A 23,414-nucleotide genomic window follows, 5' to 3' on the forward strand; every position below is an offset into this window, starting at 1 on the left:
ACCATCATGACAACACTACTGATCAAAAACGTAACGCTAAAAGGACAAGAAGGTCTGCAGCAAATTTTGATTGAAGATGGTCAATTCAAGCGCATTGAAAGCAACGATGTGGAGCTTAGTCATAACGGTGACATCATCGATGCTGAAGGCGGTATGGCGGTTGCGCCTTTCTGCGAGCCACACATTCACTTAGATACAACTCAAACCGCAGGTGAGCCAAGCTGGAACATCTCTGGCACATTGTTTGAGGGTATTGAACGTTGGGCTGAGCGCAAAGAAATGCTGTCGATTGAAGACGTGAAAGCGCGCGCAAAACAAACCTTAAAATGGCAGATAGCAAACGGCGTACAACACGTTCGTACCCACGTCGATGTTTCAGCCCCTACCCTAATTGCCCTAAAAGCGATGGTAGAAGTGCGTGAAGAGATGAAAGAATGGGTAGATATCCAAATCGTCGCCTTCCCGCAGGAAGGAATTCTCTCTTACCCAAATGGCAAAGAGCTGCTAGAAGAAGCCGTCAAATTAGGTGCGGACGTGATTGGCGCGATTCCACACTTTGAATTCACACGCGAATATGGCATTGAATCGCTGCACTACGTATTCGAGTTAGCGAAAAAATACGACCGCCTGATCGACGTGCATTGTGATGAAATCGATGACGAACAATCTCGGTTCGTTGAAACACTGGCAGCATTAGCGCACAAGTTTGATATGGGGAATAAAGTCACGGCCAGTCACACCACAGCGATGGGTTCCTACAACGGTGCATACGCATCTCGCCTGTTCCGTTTATTACGCATGTCCGGTATCAACTTCGTGGCAAATCCATTGGTGAACATTCACTTACAAGGCCGTTTTGATGATTACCCAAAACGTCGCGGCGTAACACGAGTGAAAGAGATGCTGAATGCCAACATCAACGTCTGCTTTGGACACGATGATGTATTTGACCCTTGGTACCCACTAGGCACTGCAAACATGCTGCAAGTGCTGCATATGGGTCTGCACGTGTGCCAGGTGATGGGTTACGACCAAATCAACAACTCACTGGATCTGATCAGCACCAATTCAGCACGTACACTGAACATTCAAGATAAGCACGGCATTGAAGAAGGCAAACCTGGTAGTTTACTGATTCTTCCCGCAGAAAATGGTTTTGACGCAGTACGTCGCCAAGTGCCGGTTCGTTACTCTGTTCGTCACGGTAAAGTGATTGCAGAAACACAGCCTGCGACAACTCATATTCATCTTGAACAAGTAGAGCAAGTAACGTTCAAACGCTAAAAAGATCGGCGAAACGAAAAAGGCCTGACGACATCGTCAGGCCTTTTTTCTACTGGTAAACATCACTGCTCGCTCTGTCTATTCTTGTCTCATAAACCACTGAACACATTGAAAGGCCATATAAAACGGCTGAGTACCAAACGTTGCACAAGGTTCTGGTGGCTGAATCTCAATTACACCATCGCACTTGGAAATTATTCTAAGCGTTGGGCATACTTCTGACTTCATTTTAGTTGTAGATATGAACCATGACGTCATTAAGCCAGATAGAACCGCAATTTTTGGAATTTATGCAGCAAGAGATGCAAGTAGATGCAGCTCATGATCTAAAACACGTAAAACGCGTGGTCAAAACAGCGAAACAGCTCTGCAAAGAAGAAAATGCAGACATCGCGATTGTATTACCGGCTGCCTATTTGCATGATTGCTTTACTTACCCGAAAGATCACCCAAATCGCAAAGAGAGCTCAATCATCGCAGCCAAAAAAGCGGTCGCATTTTTAGAGAGTATCGATTATCCGCAGCAATATCATGATGCCATTGCTCATGCGATAGAGGCACACAGCTTTAGCGCAAACATCAGGCCAAATACGTTGGAAGCTAAAATCGTCCAAGATGCCGACCGTCTGGACGCTTTAGGCGCAATTGGCGTGACGCGATGCATTCAAGTCAGCACTCAATTTAACGCGCAACTTTACAACGACAGCGATATATTTGCCGAAGAACGTGAACTTAACGATAAACAATTCACTCTGGATCACTTTCAAACCAAGTTATTCAAAATCGCTGAAACCATGAACACGGAGTCAGCGAGACGCGAAGCGCAAAAACGCAAAACCTTTATGCAAACGTACCTAGAGCAGTTACACGACGAGGTAACAGCGTAAATGTCAGAAAGCTATACGTTAATTAAAGAGCTTAAACGCCAACTAAAGTTAGCTGGGCTGCATTATGCGGATGTTGCACAACACCTTAATTTAAGTGAAGGAAGCGTCAAACGTTTACTCGCTGAAGGTCAGCACATTAGCCTTGAGCGCTTAGAACGAATTTGCCAATTGATTGGTTTAGAAATGGCGGAACTATTTAAGCTCGCGGCTGCGCACAATAAAGGTCTAGAGTCTCTAACGTTAGAGCAAGAAAAGCAGCTGGTTGACGATAAAGCCCTGCTGCTCGTGGCGATCTGTGTTGTAAATGGCTATCAGTTTGAACAAATCGTTCAGCAATATACCTTCAATGAGTTGGAACTGGTGCAAAAGCTTGCTCATTTGGATCGGCTGAACATCATCGACTTGCAGCCAAATAACAAAATTCGTTTGCGTATATCTCCGACATTTAAGTGGCAGATGGGCGGCCCTATTCAACGGTTCTTCCAACAGCAAGTTCAAGACGCCTTTTTCCAAAGTTACTTTTCTGGTGAAGATGAAAAGTTCTCCATGGCAACAGGATTGATGAGTGTACCAACCAACAAGAAGCTACAACAGAAACTGCAAAAGGTCATCGATGAGTTTTATCAGGCTTGCCAAAGTGATAGCTCTCTCGATATGGACGAAAAACACGGCACCTCTCTGATTATTGCGATGCGTCGCTGGACGTTCCCTTTATTTGAACCATGGGAAAGAAAACTCACCAATAAGTCTCGCAATTAGTAACTCAATAAACAAATGGAAATAAAAGTAACGAATTTCGTTACTTTTGGTGGCATGCAACGTCACTTGAAAGAGAAAGCTGGTTTAATCGTTCATTGAGCATAAAGTGCTCCCATCTCATTCGACTTTGTTTAATCGGGGCCCGTATGTTTTTCTCAAAACGCTTTTTTCCTTACTTTGTGACGCAATGCCTTGGCGCACTCAATGACAACATCTACAAAAACGTTCTGTTATTGATGGTGACATACAGCCAAATTGATAACCTACCAATATCCGTCAATCTATTCGTTAATTTGGCGGCAGGCTTATTCATCCTACCTTTCTTTCTATTCTCAGCGCATGCTGGTGCCGTCGCTGACAGCATGGACAAAGCCAAATTAATCCGACGTCTAAAGCTCATCGAACTAGCTATCATGTCTTGCGCAGCAACCGCTATTGCCACCCAAAGTGCCATGCTGATGCTGGTTCTGCTGTTTATGACAGGCACTCAATCGGCCTATTTTGGTCCCGTGAAATACGCCTTGTTACCACAAGCGCTCAAACCAAATGAGCTTGTTAAAGGAAATGCTTGGGTTGAAATGGGCACGTTTCTTTCGATTCTTATAGGTACTCTTAGCGCAGGCCTGCTGCTAGCCATTCCTAATGGTACCTTGATTGCTTCTTGTACCGTGATTGCCTTGTCTTTGCTTGGGTTCATGAGCAGCGTGAATATTCCAACGATGCCTAGCCAATCAAATGACAAAGCGAAGTTTGAACCGATTTCTGGTTTAAAGAACACGTTAAAAGTGGCAAAAAAGCAGAGAGGCATCTGGATGTCTATTCTTGCCATCAGTTGGTTCTGGTTCATGGGTGCGACTTACCTAACTCAATTCCCTAACTTCGCACGCGAACATTTGTTTGCAGACAGTACTGTCGTTTCTTTACTGTTGGCATTGTTTTCCATTGGTATCGCTACAGGCTCTTGGTTGTGTGAAAAGCTCTCTTTCAACCACGTTGAGCTTGGTATTTTGCCATTCGGTATCCTTGGACTGACAGTGTTTGGCGTCGACTTGCTATGGGCAGTCCCAAGTTATCCATCACTTCCGGTGCACTTTTATGATGTGCAAAGCTTCGTTGCTGAATCAAAACATCTGCGCGTCATGATTGACCTGTTCCTTGTTGGTGTAAGCGGCGGTGTCTTTATTGTTCCTCTTTATGCGTTCATCCAATCGCGTTCAAACAAAGGGGAATGTGCACGTGCCATTGCTGCTAACAACATCATGAATGCATTGTTTATGGTGGTGTCTGCTTTGGTTTCGATCGTTGTACTCAGCGTACTAGAGCTTTCTATTGTGGAACTGTTTGCCATGATGGCAATAGGTAACTTCTTCGTGGCAGTCTATGTCTATCGTCAAGTACCGGAATTCACACAACGCTTTATCAGTTATTTACTCAGCCATTGTATGTATCGTGTGTCTGTAAAGGGGCGTCAACATATTCCTGAACAAGGTGCTGTGTTAATCGTGGCTAACCATGTTAGCTATGTCGATGCGTTGATTTTGATGGGAACCTCTACTCGCCCGGTTCGTTTTGTGATGGACAAGTCCATCAGCGAGCTACCTGTTCTTAAATATGTATTCCGTCATGCCGGTGTTATCCCGATCTGTTCTCCACGTAAGTGTGCCGACACTTACCGACGAGCATTTGAACAGATTGAACAAGCACTTTACGACGGTGAGGTTGTCTGTATCTTCCCTGAGGGTCGTTTAACGTCTAACGGTCAATTGGGTGAGTTTCGCCCTGGTGTAGAGAAAATCCTTGAACGTAACCCTGTTCCTGTCATCCCTATGGCGTTAAAAGGGCTTTGGGGTTCTTTTTTCAGCCATAAAGGCGGACATGCTCTCACAAAACGACCGACTCGTTTTTGGTCAAAAGTGGATGTTGTTATCGGTGAAGTGTTAAGTCCTGCGTCTTTAAATCGTCATCAATTGCAACAACAAGTACAGGATTTACTGGGCTGAGTCGCTTGCTACAGCAGTCAAACTTTGCAGCAAAACGTAAATATGCACCACAAAGCACAAGTAGTTTCTTGTCAATTAGAGTAGGATATCTACGACGTCATAAATCTAGGAGGTATTATGAAAATCATCATCTTACATGGTCTTTATATGCATGGGCTGGTCATGCAGCCTCTTAGCCAAAAGCTGAGAAAACTCGGATACGAAACGCAAGTACTCAGCTATAACACTGTTGCTATCGATGAGTCTTCACTGTTTGATTCTATTGATCATTCGCTTAATCCACTGACCACAAACGTGCTCGTGGGACACAGCTTGGGAGGCTTGATGATTAAGCGCTATCTCGCCAACAGAAAACCGAGCACTAACTTAATCTCTCATGTTGTCGCTATCGGTTCGCCTCTTAAAGGCGCGTCCATTGTAGGCCGAATTCAAGATCTCGGATTGGGTACAATTTTAGGCAATTCGCCACACCACGGATTAAACAAACATGATGACGCTTGGGATCTCCCTCAAAAACTCGGCAGTATCGCAGGAACGATGCCGATTGGTGCTCGCCCATTGTTGATCCGTAATGACAACACCATGTCGGACGGTACCGTTACCGTGGAAGAGACAAGACTGGACGGTATGCAAGATCATATCGAAGTGAAGCAAACGCATACGAGCCTGATTTACAACACCTTCGTGCCGCAGCAGATTGATCACTTTATTCGCACAGATTATTTCCGTCGATAGCACACTTTTCCATCATACAGATGGAATCGACTTTCCAAGCTATTCAGTTCGCAGTACTATCCTAGCTCCACTTCTTCACAACTTGGATGAAGTGGTACATTTTTAATTGTTCTCAGGGCGGGGCGAAATTCCCCACCGGCGGTATACTTTTTCAAGTGAGCCCGCGAGCGCTCGATTCGTCGAGGTCAGCAGATCTGGTGAGATGCCAGAGCCGACGGTTATAGTCCGGATGAAAGAGAATAAGAATACACCAGCATAGCGAGTCAGATCGCTAAGAATGCTGGTGCACTTCTTTTTGATCGTATTTTACGGCGATCTCTCATACCGCCCTGATTCTGGTGAAATTTAGGAGTTAACCATGAATCAGTCATCACTACTTGCCGAATTCGGCGACCCAATTACTCGCGTTGAAAACGCACTTATCGCTTTAAAAGAAGGCCGTGGAGTACTGCTTCTTGATGATGAAGATCGCGAAAACGAAGGCGATATCATTTATTCAGTCGAGCACCTCACTAACGAGCAAATGGCATTGATGATCCGCGAATGTAGCGGCATCGTTTGTTTGTGCTTAACAGATGCTCAAGCAGACAAACTGGAACTGCCTCCAATGGTGGTAAACAACAACAGCGCAAACCAAACCGCATTTACGGTTTCTATTGAAGCGAAAGTTGGTGTAACAACGGGTGTTTCAGCAGCAGACCGCGTAACGACCATTAAAACGGCGGCAAACCCGCACGCAAAACCGGAAGATCTTGCTCGCCCGGGTCACGTATTCCCTCTGCGCGCACGTCCAGGTGGTGTAATGACTCGCCGTGGTCACACAGAAGGTACGATTGATCTGATGCAAATGGCAGGGCTTCAACCCGCTGGCGTACTGTGTGAAGTGACCAATCCAGATGGCACGATGGCAAAGGCACCGGAGATCGTAGCATTCGGTCGCCTGCACAACATGCCGGTACTGACGATTGAAGACATGGTAATGTACCTGAACCAGTTCGAGTTGAAACTGGCATAGTCAGATCTCAGCTCTTGAAAAAGCCGCGCATTTGTGCGGCTTTTTTGATCGTTCCTCTTTGCACTTAAGTAGTTATACTTATTGAAAACAAGGGGAACAACACCATGAAAGGATTACTGAACTTCGCCGCTCTCGTTAGCTTTCTCTCCATGAATTCGCTTGCTCTTGCATCTGAGTGCCCTGATATTCTTCAAGGTAAGCAAAGGTTGTTAAACTCAACGGAAGAAGTCGATCTATGCGAAAGCTTTAAGGGAAAGACACTACTAATCGTCAATACAGCAAGCCAGTGCGGCTTCACTCCTCAGTTTGAACAGTTAGAAACCATCTATCAAACTTACAAAGACCAAAACTTCACCGTTATCGGTTTCCCGAGCAATGACTTTCGACAAGATAGAGGAAGCGAAACAAACACAGCGAAAGTCTGTTATCTCGATTACGGGGTCACCTTTCCAATGATGGCTCGCTCTTCAGTATTAGGTGTAGATGCGAACCCAGTCTTCAACCAGATTACTAACCAAGCAGGCATAAAACCAAAATGGAACTTCTACAAGTTTCTAATTAGCTCTGAAGGTAAAGTTATTGCTACTTTTCCAAGCTCCACATCACCGACAAGTACTACGCTTACCAATATGATAGAGCAACAATTATAAGGTGACGACCATGACAACACGCTCAACCATGCTACAACTCGGTTACTTAGGCCTGGTTCCATTTGTGTTTAGTTTAGGGCTGATTTTCACTGACATCTCATTCTTCAATTTAAGTGGTCAGCAATTTTTCATCGCATATAGCGCCGTTATATTAAGTTTTTTATCCGGCATCCTTTGGGGTAATGGCATTGAGCATTACTACCATCGCCTTAGCCGAAATATATTAATTCTCAGCAACCTTTTTGTCTTACTGGCTTGGGGCGCATTACTGCAGGGCCACAAACATTACGCAGTCGCAACCCTACTCTTAGCAATTGGGTACCTTGCTGTTTGGTATGCAGAAAAGCTCGTGAGGAAAGTCGAACAAGACGCCGAGCCCAAGGGATATCAAGGAATGAGGAGCAAACTGACCTTCGGCGTAATCGTAATGCACGGATTGGCTTTAGTTTCATAACCTGGTCTGTCCAGTACTAAGATCACAAAAAAACGTCTTTTTATAAAACAATGTTCATTTCGTGAATGCACACATATTTTGAACACTGTTTTGTTTCATTTATGAACCAATCCACATATAAGTAATTCAAAGCATTCACAAAGGATATGAATATGTTTTTTCGCAAACTTTTGTTTAGCACTGCGATGATCAATGCAACGACAGGTTGCGTGTCTTACCAAGCACAACAAGCCGCCGCTCAAACAGTAAATAATACAGGAGCCGTGCTTACCAATGTGATTAAAACCACGATTGCTCAGCCATGTAATGTTGCAATCACTGCTGCTAGCTTGTTTTATCCGCATGCCATATTTATGACTAGTGTTCCGACTCAAGCATGTACAAGCGTTCTTAGATAATACGAAAGTGATAAGCATAAAAAATGGCGACTCTACCGTCGCCATTTTTAAGCTTCAATGCTATTTACAGTTACAGCGTCAATAAGTAGTTAACTAATTGATTGTACTCGTCGTAAGTACGAATTTCGTTGGCCAAAACAATGTATTTATTGTTCACAACCACACCCGGAACCCCTCTCAACGTGCTGGCAGAGAATTGCTTATCAAAACCTTTCTGCATTGAGTTTACGGCGAAACTATTGTACGCCGCATCAAACTTCTTACCTTCGACGCCATTATCAACGAACAGCTGTTTCAGCTCAGCTTCGTCTTTTGGCGCTTGTCGCTTTTGATGAATTTGGGCAAACATAGCAGGAATCATTGTATCTTCAACTCCTAGCGACACCATCGTCGCGTAGGACTTGGCCATCGGAATCGCCATATCTCCGCCCATGAACCCCACATGTACCTTTTCAAACTTTGCCTCTTTTGGCAGAGCAGGTTTTAAACGCTCAATAAGCGACTCAAACTTGTAGCAATGTGGGCAATAAAAAGAAAAGAATTCCGTCACAACAGGTTTCGATGCTTTCTTAACATCCAGAACTTTGTAGTGCTTCCCTTCTTCAAATTGCGCTGCATGAGCGGTAAAAGTCAGTAAAAGTGCACTACATAAGGCAAGTAGTTTTTTCATTGTTTATTTCCTTATGGCATTCAAATGCCAAATCATTTCATTTGGTAAAAAGGGGGAAACCCCAAGTAATTTGAGATGAGGAATTAAACAATCGGAGGACGATAAAGTTTGGTGATCACTGTCACTACTTTTTCGACTAGAGGCCTATCAATCAAGGCAAGGCTATAAGGAAGAAGCAGTAAGTCGTTTTGAGATAAGTTGGCGGGAATTTTGACCATGCAGGAAGAGCTACAACTCGTGTGAGATTGTTGTGCCTTATTGATGGCTGACTCATCGTGATGTGATTCTACGCAGTCGTCATTGACGCCAAGTTGTTTGTGCAGAGCAGCCTGTTGAACAATAAGATCGCGTACTTCAATTGTTTTCATCGGAGCGGAAGCCTGCGCCACAGGAGCGACACTACTCAAAAGCATAGCAACTAAGCAAACTATCGCAGTCAACAATGTACGGTTAAACTTCAACATAGCTACATCAAGGAAAATGGTGATTTAAGATAATACATGATAACGATTTGACTTCAAGATACGGACTCTCGGCTCGCTAACAAACTCTGTTCTTTGACCATTTTAGGCTAGTGAATTTTCTCTCTAACGCTCCCTCAGTACACGAAACCAGCACAACGAGCTATTCACCGTTCGGATACTCCCCTCATCAGATACCAGCAACAATTCGATAAAACTTGAAATCATTATGAAACACGAGTAATAGTTAGAACGGTTTTTGTACGAACAAGGAAAGATCAATGCTTAAAAAAAGATTCTTTAAGACAAAAGATGAAGTCGAAGTCACGTTCGAGCTAGATAAAGATCAGTGGGACTCTGTCCAAATTGCTGGAGACTTCAACAACTGGCAGCCAGAACCGATGAAATTAGTGAAGAAAAGTCGTCAGTTTAAATTTAAAACCCGCTTACCTAAAGCGCAGAATGTTCAGTTCCGTTACTTGCTCGATGACGCGAAGTGGGAAAATGACCCACAAGCTGATGCTTACGTTCCAAATGCATTTGGCAGCGACAACAGCGTCGTGTGTACCACCGAATAAGCGGTAATTTCGCTTTAAGATTCCATACCTAGGCGCAAACGTTGCGCCTTTTTGCATCTCTCTAAATGTGATAGGTGATTAGATTTAAATTATTAATTGGCAATTTTATCCAATTAACTCATCCGATAACCTTATTCTGAGAAAGCTTTATTTGAAATAATTCGTAAATTTGTTTAAGTTCCATTGATATTAAATATTGTATACATCACTTAAATGAACGCACAACAAATCAAACCATCTCTAATCATTGTGGAAGACGATCCCAAATTACAAACTATGTTGGGAGAGTATTTTGTTGAACAAGGTTTTCAGGTCAAATGTATCGACAATGGGACGGACGCACCTAATGCGATTATTGACACACAACCAGACGTGGTGCTGTTAGATTTGATGCTACCCGGACAAGATGGTCTGAGTGTATGTCGTCAAATCCGAGAATGCTACAAAGGCAAAGTGTTGATGCTAACAGCAAGTGATGATGACTTCGATCATGTCGCCGCATTAGAAATAGGCGCAGATGACTTTGTTACTAAACCCATCAAACCTCGCGTATTGCTGGCTCGTATTCGCATGCTATTAAGAAGAAAAGAGGCGGCGCCTACCGAGTCCGAAAACGGCCTACAAATTGGTGTTCTGTGTTTAAACCGATTGCGTAAATCGTGCGTAATGAACCAAGAAGAAATTGCGCTGACAGACGGCGAGTTCGATTTGTTGTGGGTTCTTGCAACGCATGCTGAAAAAACACTATCACGCGAGTGGCTGACCAAAACACTGCGTGGTATTGAATACGATGGAACAGACCGCACCATTGATAATCGCATAGTGACACTGAGAAAGAAGCTAGGCGATGCTTCTTGCTCACCACAAAAAATCATTACCGTTCGCGGCAAAGGCTACCTATTTATGCCTGATGCATGGAATGAATAATGAGACGGATTTATCTGGAAAGCTTTGTTGGCCTTATCATTCTGTTTATGGCTAGCTTGTGGGGATACGAGTTCTTAGTTTATGAGATCAACACAGATTATGACTACCTGTTACAAGAGCATGAGGGTCAAGCTTTTCACGATCTGATCTACCCTATCTATAAAGAACACGGATTAGAATATACTCAACAACAGTTGGAACAATTTGCCACATCAAGCCATCGTTTGTTGGTGCCTCATACGCTTGAAGAGCTTCCAACAGACATCAAAAAGGCGTTTGAAAATGATACCTCCGTTAACGTCGCTTACGATGAAGAAAGGGATATCTGGTTCCGCCTAGATGCGAGCACGCCTATCTTTAAAATGAGCGATAATCCGAATAGCCCTGTGGTTAAAGCTGCCAACTTTGATGACAATATCGTTTGGTTGTTCTTTTTAGCTGGATTTGCTCTGTATTGCATATTGTTGATCTGGTTCTTAAGCCGTCGGATTCGAGAGCTAGAGAGAGTGACCGTTGAGTTTGCCTCAGGTAACTTCAAGGCTCGAGCTAGTACCTCAAGCGCTAAGTCTGTTGGGACGTTAAACAAAAGCTTTAACACGATGGCCGATAAAGTATCTCGCTTGATCACTAGCAATAAAATGCTAACTAACGCCGTTGCACATGAATTGCGTACCCCAATCTTCCGCTTACAATGGCAAGCAGATTTGTTATCGGATTCAACCTTAACTGAACAACAGAAAAAGTATGTTTACAGTATCGTCGAAGACATTGACGAGATGGAAGAAATGGTTGAAGAATTGCTTTACTACGCAAAGATGGAGCGTCCTGACACAGCATTACAAACTCAAGAAGAAGTCGTCCTATTCAACTTAGTCAAAGAATTACGACAGAGATGGCAAAAAGAGACTACGCTCGCTATCTCGCTTCAAGAAGTAAACTCAGAAAACGTTCTCGCGTTTGCTGACCCAAAATTGTTAAAGCGAGCCTTAGATAACTTGCTGCGCAATGCAATGCGGTACGCAGATAAGCAGATTTTAGTGGAGATAAAACACGATCAGCACCGCTGCTTCATCAATGTTCATGATGATGGCATAGGTATTGAAGAAAAGCATTGGCCTCATCTATTCGAACCATTTTACAGCGCGGATGAATCTCGCAACAAAAAGACGAGCGGGTTTGGGCTCGGTTTGGCGATTGTCAGACAGATAATGGAGCTTCAACGTGGAGAAGTTTCGATTTGCCATAGCCCACTTGGAGGAGCTTGCTTCACACTTAGCCTCAAAAAATCAGACAGTTAACTTAACCTTCCTACCCCGTTTACAGAAGACGACACTTCAATACACTCAAGCGACAGAGCCCAACAATAAAACAGTGTACATTTAATCCATAAGATTCACACACTAAATGGATAGTACTCATGTATAAATCTTTTATCCTGATTATGGCGCTTACTTCTACGCTTACAGCTTGCGCCTACAACCAAAAACCTGTCGTCGACATGACCAATGTTGACCCTAGTACATATGAACAAGACTTTCTTTACTGCCAAGGCTATGCAGAAAATGTCGACAAATCAGAGGCAGCGAAATCTGAAGCCACTAATGGGGCAGTTACAGGCGCATTGATCGGCGCAGCTGCTGGTGCGCTAGAAGACGGATTAGGTGGAGCGGCTGTCGGTGCTGCTGCCGGCGGTGCTGTAGGAGCTGGAGCTGGTGCTTTGAGTGGAACAAATGATTCAACCAAAACCCAATCTCTCGTATTGCGTAAATGTCTCCAGAACAAAGGCTATACCGTCTACGATCTTGATTAAATAAGCACTTTTCTTAAATTATCGCGCGATGGATTCTATTCACAAATGTTTCACGCTGTAACGATTAATCTCGTTACCTCTCTGGGATATGTGTTCCATCCCAATGCTTAAATAGTAAGGTCATATTTTGAAGCCAGGTAAAACAGGTATACGCCGTGTCATGGATGCGACCGGCTATTCATTTCAAGGATTGAAAGCCGCATGGACACACGAAGCCGCTTTTAGACAAGAATTGATTCTCGCCTTGGTGCTTTCCGTCTGTGCTTTTTTCCTTCCTGTCACCACATACGAAAGAGTGCTGATGATCAGTAGCCTGTTCTTGGTATTGATCGTCGAACTCATTAATTCCGCCGTAGAAGCGGTTGTCGACCGTGTTAGCGATGACTGGCACGAGCTCAGTGGTAGAGCCAAAGATATTGGTTCAGCAGCAGTATTTGTTGCGTTAACTCTTGCCCTTTTTATTTGGGCTTCGTTCTTGCTCTAATTTTTATTCAAGACACTCATTATGAAGACACATGATTTACAACAGAGAGGTATCTCTTACGTTACCTTTACTTTCCTGTTGGCGCTGTATTTCGCTCTCGTCGTAAACATCCCTATTTATAAAGAACTGATCGGCATCTTTACACACTTAGATAATGTCAAGATTGGATTTATTATCACAATACCAATTTTCTTTCTTGCCGCGCTCAATTTCCTTTTTAATTTATTTAGTTGGCCTTGGATCGGCAAGCCGTTCTTTATAATTTTAATCATTGTTTCAAGTATGGTGAGCTACGCAAGCTATAACTATGGCACACTTTTCGATTCTGGAATGATTGCCAATATTGTTGAAACCGATTCGAGCGAGGCGAGTTCTTACCTGAGTGCTCACTCTGTAATTTGGACGCTGATTATGGGAGTTATCCCAGCGATAATTATCTTTAAGGTCAAGCTGCAATCTCAACGTCACCAATTACTGTACTTCTCTGTTACCAAATTAGTATCGATGCTGTCGTCGCTAGCTGTCATCGCCGTCATTGCCAGCGTGTACTATCAAGACTACGCATCTGTAGGGCGCAACAATAGCCACCTAAAAAAAATCATCATACCCACCCAGTTCGTTTACAGCGCGACCGGGTATGTGAAGGAGAAATATTTCACCACGCCAGAGCCATATCGAGAAATCGGCACAGATGCAAAGCAGTCAGATAGCGCCGTACAGCAAGCACAGCGCAAACCAACACTACTGGTTTTTGTCGTAGGAGAAACCGCTCGAACGCAGAACTACCAACTCAATGGCTATACACGAGAGACAAACCCTTATACTAGTAAACTGGATGTTATCTCATTTCAAGACGTCGCGTCTTGTGGCACCGCGACTGCTGTATCTGTGCCTTGTATGTTTTCACAGCTCACGCGAAACGAGTTTGAACGCACCAAAGCGGATAACCAGGACAATGCTCTCGATATAATGCTGCGCGCTGGGGTTGACCTCATTTGGAAAGAAAATGACGGTGGGGATAAAGAAGTAGCCCACAAGATCAAGAAAATTGAAGTGGATCGAAAGCAAGTAAACCCTATGTGTAATGGCCAAACTTGTTACGACATGGCGCTATTAGATCATTTTGATCAGGAAGTCGCGGATATGCACGGTAACCGAGTGGTCGCCATGCACCTTATAGGAAGCCACGGTCCGACCTACTTTCAGCGTTACCCAAGAGACAACGCCTTCTTTAAACCAGACTGTCCACGTGCAGACATCGAAAACTGTAGCATCGAACAAATAGTGAACACATATGACAATACAATACGCTACACCGATCTTGTATTGGCAGAAACCATCAAAAAACTTAAAGCGTTAGAGTCTGAGTATAATACCGCGCTAATTTACATATCGGATCACGGTGAGTCACTAGGCGAAAACGGATTGTTCTTACATGGTATGCCTTATGGCCTTGCACCAGATTTCCAAAAACGTGTTCCTTTGATTATGTGGCTGTCTTCGGGCTTTAAACAAGCGAAGCAGATCAATACCGACTGTTTGTATAAACAAGCACAGAATGCAGGCCAATACTCACATGATAACGTGTTCCACTCTTTATTAGGCATTATGGATGTACAAACTCAAGCCTACGATAGCAAGTTAGATATATTCAAAGCCTGCCGAGCCGTTTCCTAAACCATTCAATAAAGCCTGGCTCAAAGTGTGAATCAGGCTTTTTCTAACAAGGTATTTAAACTCATCGCCGCGCCAAGCGTTATACTGACAGTCCGCGATCCATACATCGAGATAAGGACTAGGATGAAAATTGGTATTATTGGTCTAGGGGATATCGCTCAGAAAGCATACCTTCCTGTTATCACTCAGCTTCCAAATATCGAACTTGTATTTTGTACCCGCAACCCAAACACACTTGAGAGCCTGGCTAAGCAGTATCGAATCTCAGAGATCTGCCAGGACTACCAACAACTTCTGCACTTTGGCGTCGATGCCGTCATGATTCATGCGGCAACAAGCGTACACCTTCAAATAGCGGCATTTTTTCTGCAACATGGAATCCCAACCTTTGTCGACAAACCATTAGCGAACAGTGCTGATGACGTCGAAAAGCTGTACGATATTGCCGAAAAAGAGAGACAGCCACTCTATGTGGGCTTTAACCGTCGTCACATTCCACTTTATAACCAACATATGCCACAAGTGCAGCAAGGCAACATATCTGACTTAAAGTCGCTACGCTGGGAAAAGAACCGTCACCAACTACCGGGGGATGTTCGTACCTTTATATTTGATGATTTTATTCACCCATTAGACAGCGTTAACGTCACAGCCAAAGCAGATCTAAAAGATGCTTATGTAACTCATCAACTTGAAGGTGGTCAGTTGGCGCGTTTAGATATTCAGTGGCAACATGGAGATACTTTGCTCCACGCCTCGATGAATCGCCACTTCGGTATCACTACAGAGCGCGTTCAAGCTTGTTATGCAAACAAGGCAGTTGAGTTCGACTCCTTCGTTGAAGGCAAACTATGGCAAGCTAACCAAGAGCAAAAAATCAATTTGAAAGACTGGACGCCAATGCTGACGAGTAAAGGTTTCCACTCGATGTTGCTCGATTGGTTTGGCGTCGTTGAGTCTGGAAATATTGCTGATGAAGTAGTAACACGCAACATTGCCAGCCATCGATTGGCAGAGCAAATTTGTCAATATCTCGAGAAAGTTGTCTCTAGATAATGCGATTCTTGGCTATATGCTTGATTGAGTATTACGCTCTATACTAAAAAGACTTGCCTTAAGGAAGGCATTCATTCTCTGTTAAGACTACTGCGATTATTCTATCAATCAGGTGAATGAGGGCACAAAAGCACACATCGACAAAACAGACGGTTTAGATTTGTTTTACGGTGCTCTCAGGTATCTGAATCATCACATTCAAGAATAAAGGAAATAGAATGAGAACACTTGGTAACATCATTTGGTTTGTATTTGGTGGCGTATTTATGGGGTTGCTATGGTGGTTTTTTGGTATTTTGGCCTTTATTAGCATCATCGGAATACCTTGGGGGCGTGCGTGTATCGTTATGGGTAATTTTTCCTTTTTCCCATTCGGTAAAGAGGCCATCTCACGCGATGAATTGACCAATGAAATGGACATTGGCACGAGTCCGCTCGGCGTTATTGGTAACGTCCTTTGGTTTGTATTTGCAGGCCTTTGGTTAGCTATCGGTCACGTACTTTCTGCCGCAGCATGCTTTGTCACCATAATCGGCATTCCGTTTGCGCTCCAACACCTCAAGCTAGCGGTTATTTCACTCGCACCAATTGGTAAAACGGTTGTATCGTCAGAAGAAGCTGCAATGGCTCGATACAACATCAATCGTTAGCAAAAAGCTAATGCGCTTTCTATCCTCTGGGCAGTCATGCTCAGAGGGTAACGCCCGTCAAAAGTAAGCCTATAATCGCTATCGCATATTCAATAATGGCTGATTGTATATTCATACCGTCACCTTTACGTTGAAGTTTATCCTAGCTCAGCACTGCTTTACTTTTATAATTAATCAATACACCCAAGTGAGTTCAAGATGCTAGACTCATAGCGTCGTCACTGATTCAAACTCCAAGAACGACGTAACGAAAAAGCGAGCTATCCTATGCTCGAAATATGGGTTCTTTCCCCCTCGAAGTAGAGTTCAACAACAAAAAAGACGAACTATAAGCATAGCCAAAATTAATGCTTTTCGACCTAAAATATCTCACATCAATCAAAGAAAGCTTCTAAGATTTTCTCTTTTTGAGTAAATATAGACAGTTACAGTAGCGAAATTCTTCTCGGTAAAACTCCCCACTCAATCTCATGATCAGTTTTTTTAAAAAACAACAAAAATTCGTTGTTATCTAGAGTAATTATTTTATTTGTCGCACAGCAATTCCATCAATATCATTTGCGACATCGGAGTGCTAGAGCATTGAACTTTTTAGCATTTATCACAGGTATAGAACGTAAAAAACCTTTTATTACTTATTTTTCTTTTTACATATGTTCTAACTCAACGTCTATTCAGACAGGAATATACCGTGGATAAATATCAAGCAGCTTATGCTAAGCGTCTAGAGAAACTAAATGGGGATCCATCTCCTAAAACGATAGCCCGCCTTTCGGCTTGGGATGCGTTTTTTAACAAGGAGTACGAGCTCCAAGACTTGGAATACCAGCTATCGGACGCTGCGCACCAGCACTATGAACAGTCGCATGCGAAGAGCGACATTAGCTTCAAAGAATTCAAACGAGCGTTCTATTATGAATCCATCAAAATTTACAATTTAACTGATGGCGCTTCTATCCAGAAAGTATTCACCCCATTACTTTTGCTTACAACGCTCTGGATAGTGTTCGTATGCCTATTTAACAAGTGATCATCAAACTATTCCAACAACGATCAGTATGGGACTACAGGTATGGCTCTATGTAAGGGGGCTAATTGGCTCGGTCTCCTTCACTAAATTAGCGACTCAATTACCCGCAATTCCATAGGCTAAAAGTGACAAGGGCATCCGTTGATGCCCTTTTTATTCAAAGGAACGCAACCTAGACCTTTGGCCCACTTGGGTATAAAACCATTATGCGTTAAGCTGCACGCTATTATCCGATTGATAAAGAGTGGAGCGAAGTGATGGAAAAAGTAGGCTCTCGAGCATTGATTGTCGAAGGTGGAGCCATGCGAGGCGTATTTTCATGCGGCATACTCGATCATTTTCTTGCTAGCGAGTTCTCTCCATTTGATAGCTTTTGGGGAGTGTCTGCGGGTGCTAGCAACTTGGCTGCCTACTTAGCTAAAATGCCCGGACGTAACTTAAAAATCTACCTCGATTACAGCTTAAGAAAAGAATTTATCTCTCCATCTCAACTTCTACGTGGTGGTGATATGATGAACTTAGACTGGATGTGGAATGTCACCCTCGAAGAACTTGGCATCGATAAATCTGCGCTCAAAGCCGATTCACGACCCTTCTTTTTAGGCGTGACGCGTCAAGACAATGGGCAAGCGGAGTACCACCTTCCTGATGTCGACGACTTGGCAGAAACAATGAAAGCCAGCAGCGCACTGCCTGTACTTTACCGAAATGGCGTATCACTGAACGGAATTCAATACGTTGATGGTGGCGTCTCAGACGCACTTCCTGTTGCAGAAGCAATAAAGCGAGGAGCCAAAAAGATTATGGTTTTACGCAGTCAGCCCGCAAGCTATCAAAAGCCAAGAGGAAAATTCAGCGCCCTAACTAGGAGGATGTTGAAAGAAACGCCCGGATTAATTGAACCTATGTTGACACGTGAAGTTCGCTACAATCAGACCTTAGCGCTGATCAACAACCCACCACCTGGTATCGAAATCATTCAAGTGTGTCCTCCTGAAACATTCAAGTTGAAACGGCTGAGTCGATCGCCAGCACCACTGCGTCATGCTTATGAGTTAGGAATTGAAGCAGGAAAGGAAGCCATCATACGCTGGAGTCAGAAGTAGAAAAAAGCCACGTGGATTAAACGTGGCTAACGCAAATTCGATGGCAGTGGATTATCGTATTTGCTTCTGGTCGAGCCCAATATTCAGGCTCAAAACTGTTTTAATTTGCTCGCTAACTGAGAAAGCGAGTAGGCTGTCAAAACTAGTAAGTTTCAAACAACCCAGAGTTGTAGTCTTGGATGGCTTGTTCTATCTCTTCCATGCTATTCATGACAAAAGGGCCATAATGCACCACGGGTTCATTAATTGGCTCACCTATAAAGATCAGTGCACCACTCTCTTTTTCGGCCTGTAATTCAACCCATTCACCTTTCGATAAAATGGCCATTTCGCCTTGATTGATCTCACGACCTTTTAATTGAATACGACCTTTATAGACATAGAGCATCATGTTGTTGTCTTGATCCGTGTTCAAATTCAAAGCTTGACCACCCATCGCTCTCCAATCGGCTACCGTGGCAGCAACACCTGTCTCTGTTAGCGGCCCCTGAATTCGTTCGTTGTTTATAGTCATATGACCCGCAATCAAACGTACAACCCCCGTATTCGGAGTATCAAACTCAGTGATCGTTTCAGGTTGAAAGTCATGATATTGAGCTGGCTGCATCTTATTTTTCGCAGGCTGGTTAATCCAAATTTGGAAACCATGCAGTTCGCCTTCCTTCATAATAGGCATTTCGCTATGGATGACGCCTCTTCCTGCCGCCATCCACTGTGCACCACCGGAACGAAGCTCGCCAACATTATCCATATGATCACGATGCTGGAAATGACCTTTCAACATATAAGTAAGCGTCTCGATACCGCGGTGCGGATGCGGAGGGAAACCGCCGATATAGTCAGCACGGTCTTCTGATTTGAGTTCATCCATCATCAAAAATGGAGAAAAGCTAGCATGATTGAAACCCGCTACTCGGCGAATTTTCACTCCATCACCATCAGCAGTAGGTTGCGCAGGAATAAGCTGACGAATGTCTCTGAATGTACTCATACTAGTTCTCCTAGTTTATCTTTGTGACCGCTTGCAAATCGCATGTTCAATCTATGGCTATCGATAAGGTTCTATTTTAGGTTGATGAGCTAAAATTATGAGCCATACTATTCGTTCTACTTATTCAACTTTTTCGAACAATACAATTTATCGAGTTAATAATGAGCACATTTAATTTATCTAAAATAAATGTAGCTATTTTCTAAACAAGGTGTATAGTGTGCCTTGGCTCTTAGAAGAGAGCTGTTAATGCAACATTTAGTTTAAGTTTCCTCTCAGTAAAATCTTGAATCCCCAATTCAGACACCTGCGTACAACTTCCTCTTGATTGAACATTCAATAGCTTAGAAAAGATCCACAAAACAAATCATAATTTTTATGTTTAATTCAAAGGTATTTTTATGTCTAAAGTAACTGGTTCAGTAAAATGGTTTAACGAAACTAAAGGCTTCGGCTTTCTATCTCAAGACAACGGCGGCCAAGATGTATTCGTACACTTTAACGCTATCGTTTCTGACGGTTTCAAAACACTGACTGAAGGTCAGAAAGTAAGCTTCAATGTAGAGCAAGGTAAAAAAGGTCCTCAAGCGACTGAAGTAACTCCTCTATAAGACTGCTTTTCTTGGTGTAGCATGCCCATGCTGCACCAAACCTCTCTCCTTCAAAAATATTCTTTCATCAATCACTCAACCTAATTTTAGGCATTGCTTTGTGCTATCTAAAATAAACTGAATAGTACTGCTTAATTTATTATTTATAGGAAAAATCATGTCCTCAAAAAGAACTGGCCGTCAAAGGCATTGGTATCAATTACTTAACAAAGAGAAAATCACTAAAAAACAGGAGAATAAATGTTAGAAATTGAATTTAATTTAGAACAACCTCAAACCTCTTGGAACGCTAAAATACATCAATTAAATGGTGATATTTTACGAAGGCACGTATTACCGAAACTTCTTTCTCATAGCTTCATGATCGATTTTGAATATTGTGAGAAAACGCAATCTGGAACTATTCTCTGTGATTCAGGTTCAAAGTTAGGAAGTTTTACTGTTAACTGATTCAGTTTTCATGCATTAATGGATAATGCAACTAATTTGGAAGGTATCCAATGGCTAGAAAAAGTAAGAAGCAGTCAGAAAAAGACAAAAAAGAGTCTGAACAAAACGCGGCGGCGGTAAAGCAGAAAACTCGACGCCGCATAGAAGACATTATGGAACAAAGAGAATTTGATAAGTTATTCGATCTATAAATGCTCTCTAGTGCTTTCTCTGCCTTTATCGTTGTGCAAGGTACCGCCACCTACCTTTGCTCAAACGAATCTCCACTCTTTTAGACTACTCTTCTAATTACACGTGCCTCTCACACACGCAAAAACAACTGGCTCCTCTATACTCAAGTGGACTTGCAAATAGTCGTTTCGCTCACAGGAAAACCCGTGACTAATGACAGTTAGGTTATTTGCGTATAGCCAAAGCGATATTTTTGCGTATAATCCCTCTCGTTTGCTTCGTATAACCCCAATGATATGGTTTGGGGGTCTCTACCAGTTCCCGCAAAGTGCTGATTACGAAGAGTTGAGATCATCGTGGGTCTTACTCTTTGTGATAGCGTTCGATTTATTTCTATCTATACCTATTCTTAGAGTAACTGCATCCACAATACACATAAGGTGGAATATGAACGCATTTATTCAAGGTCTTCCAAAAGTAGAGCTGCACTTACATATCGAAGGTTCACTTGAGCCGGAACTCTTATTCAAATTAGCAAAACGAAACGGCATCGAGATCCCTTACTCTTCTCCGAGTGAACTACGCAGCGCATATCAGTTCACAGACTTACAATCATTTCTCGACCTCTATTACCAAGGAGCGGGAGTTCTGCGTACGGAGCAAGATTTTTACGATCTCACTTGGGAATACTTACTGCACTGTAAAGAAGACAACGTTATTCATACCGAAATCTTTTTTGACCCTCAAACACACACAGAACGCGGCATAGACTTTGACACTGTTATCAATGGAATCGCTCGCGCGCTAAAAGATGGTCACGAAAAACTTGGCATTACCTCGCAAATTATTGCGTGTTTTCTCCGTCACCTTTCAGAAGAGAGCGCCATAGATACCCTACAGGCTATTCTGAAACACCGTGATAAGATCATTGGTGTTGGACTAGATTCTTCAGAACAAGGTCATCCGCCAGCTAAATTCAAGCGCGTATTTAAACAAGCAGTAGAAGAAGGCTTACTTACCGTTGCTCACGCAGGTGAAGAAGGCCCCGCACAAAATATTAGCGATGCAATTGAAATGCTTTACGTGAGCCGCGTGGATCACGGTGTTCGCTGTGTTGATGATGAAGCATTAGTTGAATCCTTAATCGAAAGCCAAATGCCACTGACAGTGTGTCCGTTATCGAATCTTAAGCTATGTGTATTCGACGATATGAAAGATCACAATATTGTGGATTTGCTACGAAAAGGTGTCGCCGTAACGATTAACTCAGACGATCCTGTGTACTTTGGTGGCTACATGACGGATAACTTTCTGGCCGTCAACAACGCACATCCAATGAGTAAGAGTGAACTTGCCCAATTTACAATGAACGCGATTGATGCCAGCTTTATCGATAACGAGTTAAAGGCGAAATATCGTCACCTTGTTAGCCAATACGTAAACCAGCACGAAGCGTTGCAATAAAGGCATCAGTGCCACGCCTTAGGTCAAACGCGTAGGTATTAAAACCCTACAAAAACTCTGTGGTTAACCGCATTTATAAACGCTAGACTGAGAAAGCTAAACTAGCACACAAAAAGGAATATAATCATGATTCAACAAGGCCAAGCTCTACCAGTTGCAACTCTAAGTGAGTTGACTGCCGATGGTATGGTTAACCACGACGTTACAGAACTGTTTGCGAACAAGAAAGTCGTACTCTTTGCTGTACCTGGCGCATTCACCCCTACCTGTTCAGAAGCTCATCTACCAGGCTATGTGGTATTAGCTGATGAGCTAAAGGCAAAAGGTGTTGATTTAATTGCGTGCGTTTCTGTAAACGATGCATTTGTGATGCAAGCGTGGGGCGAAGCTCAAAACGCTTCTGAGATTCTGATGTTGGGTGATGGCGACGCTAGCTTTACTAAAGCATTAGGTCTTGAAATGGATACAGGCGGCTTTGGTGGTATTCGCTCACAACGTTACGCGATGATCATTGAAAACGGCACAGTGACTAAGCTTAACGTTGAAGAGCCAAAAGAGTTTGAAGCAAGCAAAGCAGAAACGATTTTAGCGGCGCTTTAAGCTTACTCCTAAATACAAAAACGGAAGCCATCGCTTCCGTTTTTTGTTGGCTAACGCATTCTCACAACACTCGTTTGTTGCTTACGCTGCATTTCCGCAAAAGTCAGCACAAACGGGGATGACTGCTTTACACGGCTTGGTAATGAAGAAAGCGCATTGTAGGCATCCTGTTTCGTTTTAAAATCACCAACAGTTACCGTATACCAACGCGTGCCTCGGCTGTTTTTCCAGTTAACCCAAACCGGATGCTTAGGATCGATATAGCGAATATAATCTTTCACATCTTTTTCTTGCTTTAGCGCGAGTACCTGCATCGTGTAATGGTTTGGGTTTAAATAACCATATGCATCCTGAGAGGTCATGACTCCAACACATTGGCCGCTATCGACCTCCTGCTGGTAAGGCATAGCGCAGCCCATGAGCGATAAAATCAATGTCAAAGATAAAATCTTGTGCACGTGTCACTCCATTCTTGTTCTAGTTTCTTTTCTCTCGC

The 23,414-nt window shown here is 43.2% G+C and carries 28 protein-coding genes and 2 riboswitches; of the genes, 24 read left to right on the top strand and 4 right to left on the bottom strand.

Annotated features, from left to right (window positions below; genetic code table 11):
* Window positions 1–6: 6 nt before the first annotated feature.
* The 9 genes from R8O11_RS04755 to R8O11_RS04795 all read left to right on the top strand — a co-directional run bounded on the left by R8O11_RS04755 (window position 7) and on the right by R8O11_RS04795 (window position 8,182).
* Window positions 7–1,284: a cytosine deaminase gene (locus tag R8O11_RS04755; protein WP_318193955.1), complete on the top strand. Its 1,278-nt coding sequence runs from the start codon at window positions 7–9 to the stop codon at window positions 1,282–1,284.
* A gap of 248 nt (window positions 1,285–1,532) precedes the next feature.
* Window positions 1,533–2,171 carry an HD domain-containing protein gene (locus R8O11_RS04760; RefSeq protein ID WP_017819864.1) on the top strand — a complete coding sequence of 213 codons (639 nt, stop codon included), beginning with the start codon at window positions 1,533–1,535 and terminating at the stop codon, window positions 2,169–2,171.
* Window positions 2,172–2,930, top strand: a complete 759-nt coding sequence (locus R8O11_RS04765) for a helix-turn-helix domain-containing protein (protein WP_042522681.1) — start codon at window positions 2,172–2,174, stop codon at window positions 2,928–2,930.
* A gap of 146 nt (window positions 2,931–3,076) precedes the next feature.
* Window positions 3,077–4,930 carry an MFS transporter gene (locus R8O11_RS04770; RefSeq protein ID WP_042522682.1) on the top strand — a complete coding sequence of 618 codons (1,854 nt, stop codon included), beginning with the start codon at window positions 3,077–3,079 and terminating at the stop codon, window positions 4,928–4,930.
* 117 nt (window positions 4,931–5,047) lie between these two features.
* A complete protein-coding gene (locus R8O11_RS04775) occupies window positions 5,048–5,665 on the top strand; it encodes a cob(I)alamin adenolsyltransferase/cobinamide ATP-dependent adenolsyltransferase (RefSeq protein WP_042522683.1) in 618 nt (205 codons plus the stop codon).
* A gap of 104 nt (window positions 5,666–5,769) precedes the next feature.
* Window positions 5,770–5,910, top strand: a riboswitch (FMN riboswitch).
* 113 nt (window positions 5,911–6,023) lie between these two features.
* On the top strand, window positions 6,024–6,680 hold the full coding sequence (ribB, locus tag R8O11_RS04780) for a 3,4-dihydroxy-2-butanone-4-phosphate synthase (protein WP_005373655.1): 657 nt from the start codon (window positions 6,024–6,026) through the stop codon (window positions 6,678–6,680).
* A 104-nt stretch (window positions 6,681–6,784) separates the two neighbouring features.
* On the top strand, window positions 6,785–7,330 hold the full coding sequence (locus R8O11_RS04785; RefSeq protein ID WP_042522684.1) for a glutathione peroxidase: 546 nt from the start codon (window positions 6,785–6,787) through the stop codon (window positions 7,328–7,330).
* A 10-nt stretch (window positions 7,331–7,340) separates the two neighbouring features.
* The gene (locus tag R8O11_RS04790) at window positions 7,341–7,784 is read left to right on the top strand and encodes a DUF3429 domain-containing protein (protein ID WP_042522685.1); all 444 of its coding nucleotides are present in this window, start codon (window positions 7,341–7,343) and stop codon (window positions 7,782–7,784) included.
* A 152-nt stretch (window positions 7,785–7,936) separates the two neighbouring features.
* Window positions 7,937–8,182 (top strand): hypothetical protein, encoded by a 246-nt coding sequence (locus R8O11_RS04795; protein ID WP_005373664.1) that lies wholly within the window; start codon window positions 7,937–7,939, stop codon window positions 8,180–8,182.
* 70 nt (window positions 8,183–8,252) lie between these two features.
* On the opposite strand, the gene R8O11_RS04800 is transcribed toward R8O11_RS04795, so the two are convergent.
* The gene (locus R8O11_RS04800; RefSeq protein WP_005373667.1) at window positions 8,253–8,852 is read right to left on the bottom strand and encodes a thiol:disulfide interchange protein DsbA/DsbL; all 600 of its coding nucleotides are present in this window, start codon (window positions 8,850–8,852) and stop codon (window positions 8,253–8,255) included.
* Window positions 8,853–8,935: 83 nt separating this feature from the next.
* Window positions 8,936–9,316 (bottom strand): hypothetical protein, encoded by a 381-nt coding sequence (locus tag R8O11_RS04805; RefSeq protein WP_005373669.1) that lies wholly within the window; start codon window positions 9,314–9,316, stop codon window positions 8,936–8,938.
* A 278-nt stretch (window positions 9,317–9,594) separates the two neighbouring features.
* Between R8O11_RS04805 and R8O11_RS04810 the strand changes: the two genes are divergently transcribed.
* The 10 genes from R8O11_RS04810 to R8O11_RS04855 all read left to right on the top strand — a co-directional run bounded on the left by R8O11_RS04810 (window position 9,595) and on the right by R8O11_RS04855 (window position 18,631).
* Window positions 9,595–9,891: an isoamylase early set domain-containing protein gene (locus R8O11_RS04810; protein ID WP_005373671.1), complete on the top strand. Its 297-nt coding sequence runs from the start codon at window positions 9,595–9,597 to the stop codon at window positions 9,889–9,891.
* Between the two features lie 213 nt (window positions 9,892–10,104).
* Window positions 10,105–10,818, top strand: coding sequence for a response regulator (locus R8O11_RS04815; protein ID WP_005373673.1), 714 nt, complete (start codon window positions 10,105–10,107; stop codon window positions 10,816–10,818).
* A complete protein-coding gene (locus R8O11_RS04820) occupies window positions 10,818–12,116 on the top strand; it encodes an ATP-binding protein (protein WP_042522686.1) in 1,299 nt (432 codons plus the stop codon). Before R8O11_RS04815 ends, R8O11_RS04820 begins: the two co-directional genes overlap by 1 nt.
* A 119-nt stretch (window positions 12,117–12,235) precedes the next feature.
* Window positions 12,236–12,628 carry a glycine zipper family protein gene (locus R8O11_RS04825; protein ID WP_005373677.1) on the top strand — a complete coding sequence of 131 codons (393 nt, stop codon included), beginning with the start codon at window positions 12,236–12,238 and terminating at the stop codon, window positions 12,626–12,628.
* A gap of 127 nt (window positions 12,629–12,755) precedes the next feature.
* Window positions 12,756–13,112 carry a diacylglycerol kinase gene (locus tag R8O11_RS04830; protein WP_017635149.1) on the top strand — a complete coding sequence of 119 codons (357 nt, stop codon included), beginning with the start codon at window positions 12,756–12,758 and terminating at the stop codon, window positions 13,110–13,112.
* Between the two features lie 21 nt (window positions 13,113–13,133).
* Window positions 13,134–14,789, top strand: a complete 1,656-nt coding sequence (locus tag R8O11_RS04835; protein ID WP_005373681.1) for a phosphoethanolamine transferase — start codon at window positions 13,134–13,136, stop codon at window positions 14,787–14,789.
* 123 nt (window positions 14,790–14,912) lie between these two features.
* Window positions 14,913–15,845 carry a Gfo/Idh/MocA family protein gene (locus R8O11_RS04840; protein ID WP_053304552.1) on the top strand — a complete coding sequence of 311 codons (933 nt, stop codon included), beginning with the start codon at window positions 14,913–14,915 and terminating at the stop codon, window positions 15,843–15,845.
* Between the two features lie 218 nt (window positions 15,846–16,063).
* On the top strand, window positions 16,064–16,495 hold the full coding sequence (locus R8O11_RS04845) for a YccF domain-containing protein (RefSeq protein ID WP_005373685.1): 432 nt from the start codon (window positions 16,064–16,066) through the stop codon (window positions 16,493–16,495).
* Between the two features lie 691 nt (window positions 16,496–17,186).
* Window positions 17,187–17,525: a hypothetical protein gene (locus R8O11_RS04850; protein WP_053304554.1), complete on the top strand. Its 339-nt coding sequence runs from the start codon at window positions 17,187–17,189 to the stop codon at window positions 17,523–17,525.
* Window positions 17,526–17,782: 257 nt separating this feature from the next.
* Window positions 17,783–18,631 (top strand): patatin family protein, encoded by an 849-nt coding sequence (locus R8O11_RS04855; protein WP_042522690.1) that lies wholly within the window; start codon window positions 17,783–17,785, stop codon window positions 18,629–18,631.
* A gap of 142 nt (window positions 18,632–18,773) precedes the next feature.
* Here the strand turns inward: R8O11_RS04855 and R8O11_RS04860 are convergent, their stop codons facing one another.
* On the bottom strand, window positions 18,774–19,622 hold the full coding sequence (locus tag R8O11_RS04860; RefSeq protein WP_042522691.1) for a pirin family protein: 849 nt from the start codon (window positions 19,620–19,622) through the stop codon (window positions 18,774–18,776).
* 401 nt (window positions 19,623–20,023) lie between these two features.
* On the opposite strand from R8O11_RS04860, the gene R8O11_RS04865 reads away from it, so the two are divergent.
* From R8O11_RS04865 to R8O11_RS04885, 5 genes are all read left to right on the top strand, one after another.
* On the top strand, window positions 20,024–20,233 hold the full coding sequence (locus tag R8O11_RS04865) for a cold-shock protein (RefSeq protein ID WP_005373691.1): 210 nt from the start codon (window positions 20,024–20,026) through the stop codon (window positions 20,231–20,233).
* Between the two features lie 240 nt (window positions 20,234–20,473).
* Window positions 20,474–20,683, top strand: a complete 210-nt coding sequence (locus tag R8O11_RS04870; protein WP_005373692.1) for a hypothetical protein — start codon at window positions 20,474–20,476, stop codon at window positions 20,681–20,683.
* Window positions 20,684–20,733: 50 nt separating this feature from the next.
* The gene (locus R8O11_RS04875) at window positions 20,734–20,874 is read left to right on the top strand and encodes a PA3496 family putative envelope integrity protein (protein WP_017633782.1); all 141 of its coding nucleotides are present in this window, start codon (window positions 20,734–20,736) and stop codon (window positions 20,872–20,874) included.
* Between the two features lie 238 nt (window positions 20,875–21,112).
* Window positions 21,113–21,212, top strand: a riboswitch (purine riboswitch).
* A gap of 89 nt (window positions 21,213–21,301) precedes the next feature.
* Window positions 21,302–22,318, top strand: a complete 1,017-nt coding sequence (locus R8O11_RS04880; RefSeq protein ID WP_258460974.1) for an adenosine deaminase — start codon at window positions 21,302–21,304, stop codon at window positions 22,316–22,318.
* Between the two features lie 126 nt (window positions 22,319–22,444).
* Entirely contained in the window at window positions 22,445–22,918 is a 474-nt protein-coding gene (locus tag R8O11_RS04885) for a peroxiredoxin (RefSeq protein WP_005373699.1), read from the top strand.
* A gap of 50 nt (window positions 22,919–22,968) precedes the next feature.
* On the opposite strand, the gene R8O11_RS04890 is transcribed toward R8O11_RS04885, so the two are convergent.
* On the bottom strand, window positions 22,969–23,376 hold the full coding sequence (locus R8O11_RS04890) for an SPOR domain-containing protein (protein WP_005373701.1): 408 nt from the start codon (window positions 23,374–23,376) through the stop codon (window positions 22,969–22,971).
* Between the last annotated feature and the right edge of the window lie 38 nt (window positions 23,377–23,414).

This window comes from Vibrio sp. 1288, assembly GCF_033344475.1.

Bases quoted from the DNA above. Each gene is read 5' to 3' on its own strand.
- R8O11_RS04835 (WP_005373681.1), top strand. From the start codon at position 13,134: ATGAAGACACATGATTTACAACAGAGAGGTATCTCTTACGTTACCTTT.
- R8O11_RS04755 (WP_318193955.1), top strand. From the start codon at position 7: ATGACAACACTACTGATCAAAAACGTAACGCTAAAAGGACAAGAAGGT.
- R8O11_RS04785 (WP_042522684.1), top strand. From the start codon at position 6,785: ATGAAAGGATTACTGAACTTCGCCGCTCTCGTTAGCTTTCTCTCCATG.
- R8O11_RS04865 (WP_005373691.1), top strand. From the start codon at position 20,024: ATGTCTAAAGTAACTGGTTCAGTAAAATGGTTTAACGAAACTAAAGGC.
- R8O11_RS04770 (WP_042522682.1), top strand. From the start codon at position 3,077: ATGTTTTTCTCAAAACGCTTTTTTCCTTACTTTGTGACGCAATGCCTT.
- R8O11_RS04800 (WP_005373667.1), bottom strand. From the start codon at position 8,852: ATGAAAAAACTACTTGCCTTATGTAGTGCACTTTTACTGACTTTTACC.
- R8O11_RS04805 (WP_005373669.1), bottom strand. From the start codon at position 9,316: ATGTTGAAGTTTAACCGTACATTGTTGACTGCGATAGTTTGCTTAGTT.
- R8O11_RS04875 (WP_017633782.1), top strand. From the start codon at position 20,734: ATGGCTAGAAAAAGTAAGAAGCAGTCAGAAAAAGACAAAAAAGAGTCT.
- R8O11_RS04790 (WP_042522685.1), top strand. From the start codon at position 7,341: ATGACAACACGCTCAACCATGCTACAACTCGGTTACTTAGGCCTGGTT.
- R8O11_RS04815 (WP_005373673.1), top strand. From the start codon at position 10,105: ATGAACGCACAACAAATCAAACCATCTCTAATCATTGTGGAAGACGAT.
- R8O11_RS04845 (WP_005373685.1), top strand. From the start codon at position 16,064: ATGAGAACACTTGGTAACATCATTTGGTTTGTATTTGGTGGCGTATTT.
- R8O11_RS04885 (WP_005373699.1), top strand. From the start codon at position 22,445: ATGATTCAACAAGGCCAAGCTCTACCAGTTGCAACTCTAAGTGAGTTG.
- R8O11_RS04820 (WP_042522686.1), top strand. From the start codon at position 10,818: ATGAGACGGATTTATCTGGAAAGCTTTGTTGGCCTTATCATTCTGTTT.
- R8O11_RS04825 (WP_005373677.1), top strand. From the start codon at position 12,236: ATGTATAAATCTTTTATCCTGATTATGGCGCTTACTTCTACGCTTACA.
- R8O11_RS04870 (WP_005373692.1), top strand. From the start codon at position 20,474: ATGTTAGAAATTGAATTTAATTTAGAACAACCTCAAACCTCTTGGAAC.
- R8O11_RS04860 (WP_042522691.1), bottom strand. From the start codon at position 19,622: ATGAGTACATTCAGAGACATTCGTCAGCTTATTCCTGCGCAACCTACT.
- ribB (WP_005373655.1), top strand. From the start codon at position 6,024: ATGAATCAGTCATCACTACTTGCCGAATTCGGCGACCCAATTACTCGC.
- R8O11_RS04840 (WP_053304552.1), top strand. From the start codon at position 14,913: ATGAAAATTGGTATTATTGGTCTAGGGGATATCGCTCAGAAAGCATAC.
- R8O11_RS04810 (WP_005373671.1), top strand. From the start codon at position 9,595: ATGCTTAAAAAAAGATTCTTTAAGACAAAAGATGAAGTCGAAGTCACG.
- R8O11_RS04795 (WP_005373664.1), top strand. From the start codon at position 7,937: ATGTTTTTTCGCAAACTTTTGTTTAGCACTGCGATGATCAATGCAACG.
- R8O11_RS04775 (WP_042522683.1), top strand. From the start codon at position 5,048: ATGAAAATCATCATCTTACATGGTCTTTATATGCATGGGCTGGTCATG.
- R8O11_RS04880 (WP_258460974.1), top strand. From the start codon at position 21,302: ATGAACGCATTTATTCAAGGTCTTCCAAAAGTAGAGCTGCACTTACAT.
- R8O11_RS04855 (WP_042522690.1), top strand. From the start codon at position 17,783: ATGGAAAAAGTAGGCTCTCGAGCATTGATTGTCGAAGGTGGAGCCATG.
- R8O11_RS04760 (WP_017819864.1), top strand. From the start codon at position 1,533: ATGACGTCATTAAGCCAGATAGAACCGCAATTTTTGGAATTTATGCAG.
- R8O11_RS04765 (WP_042522681.1), top strand. From the start codon at position 2,172: ATGTCAGAAAGCTATACGTTAATTAAAGAGCTTAAACGCCAACTAAAG.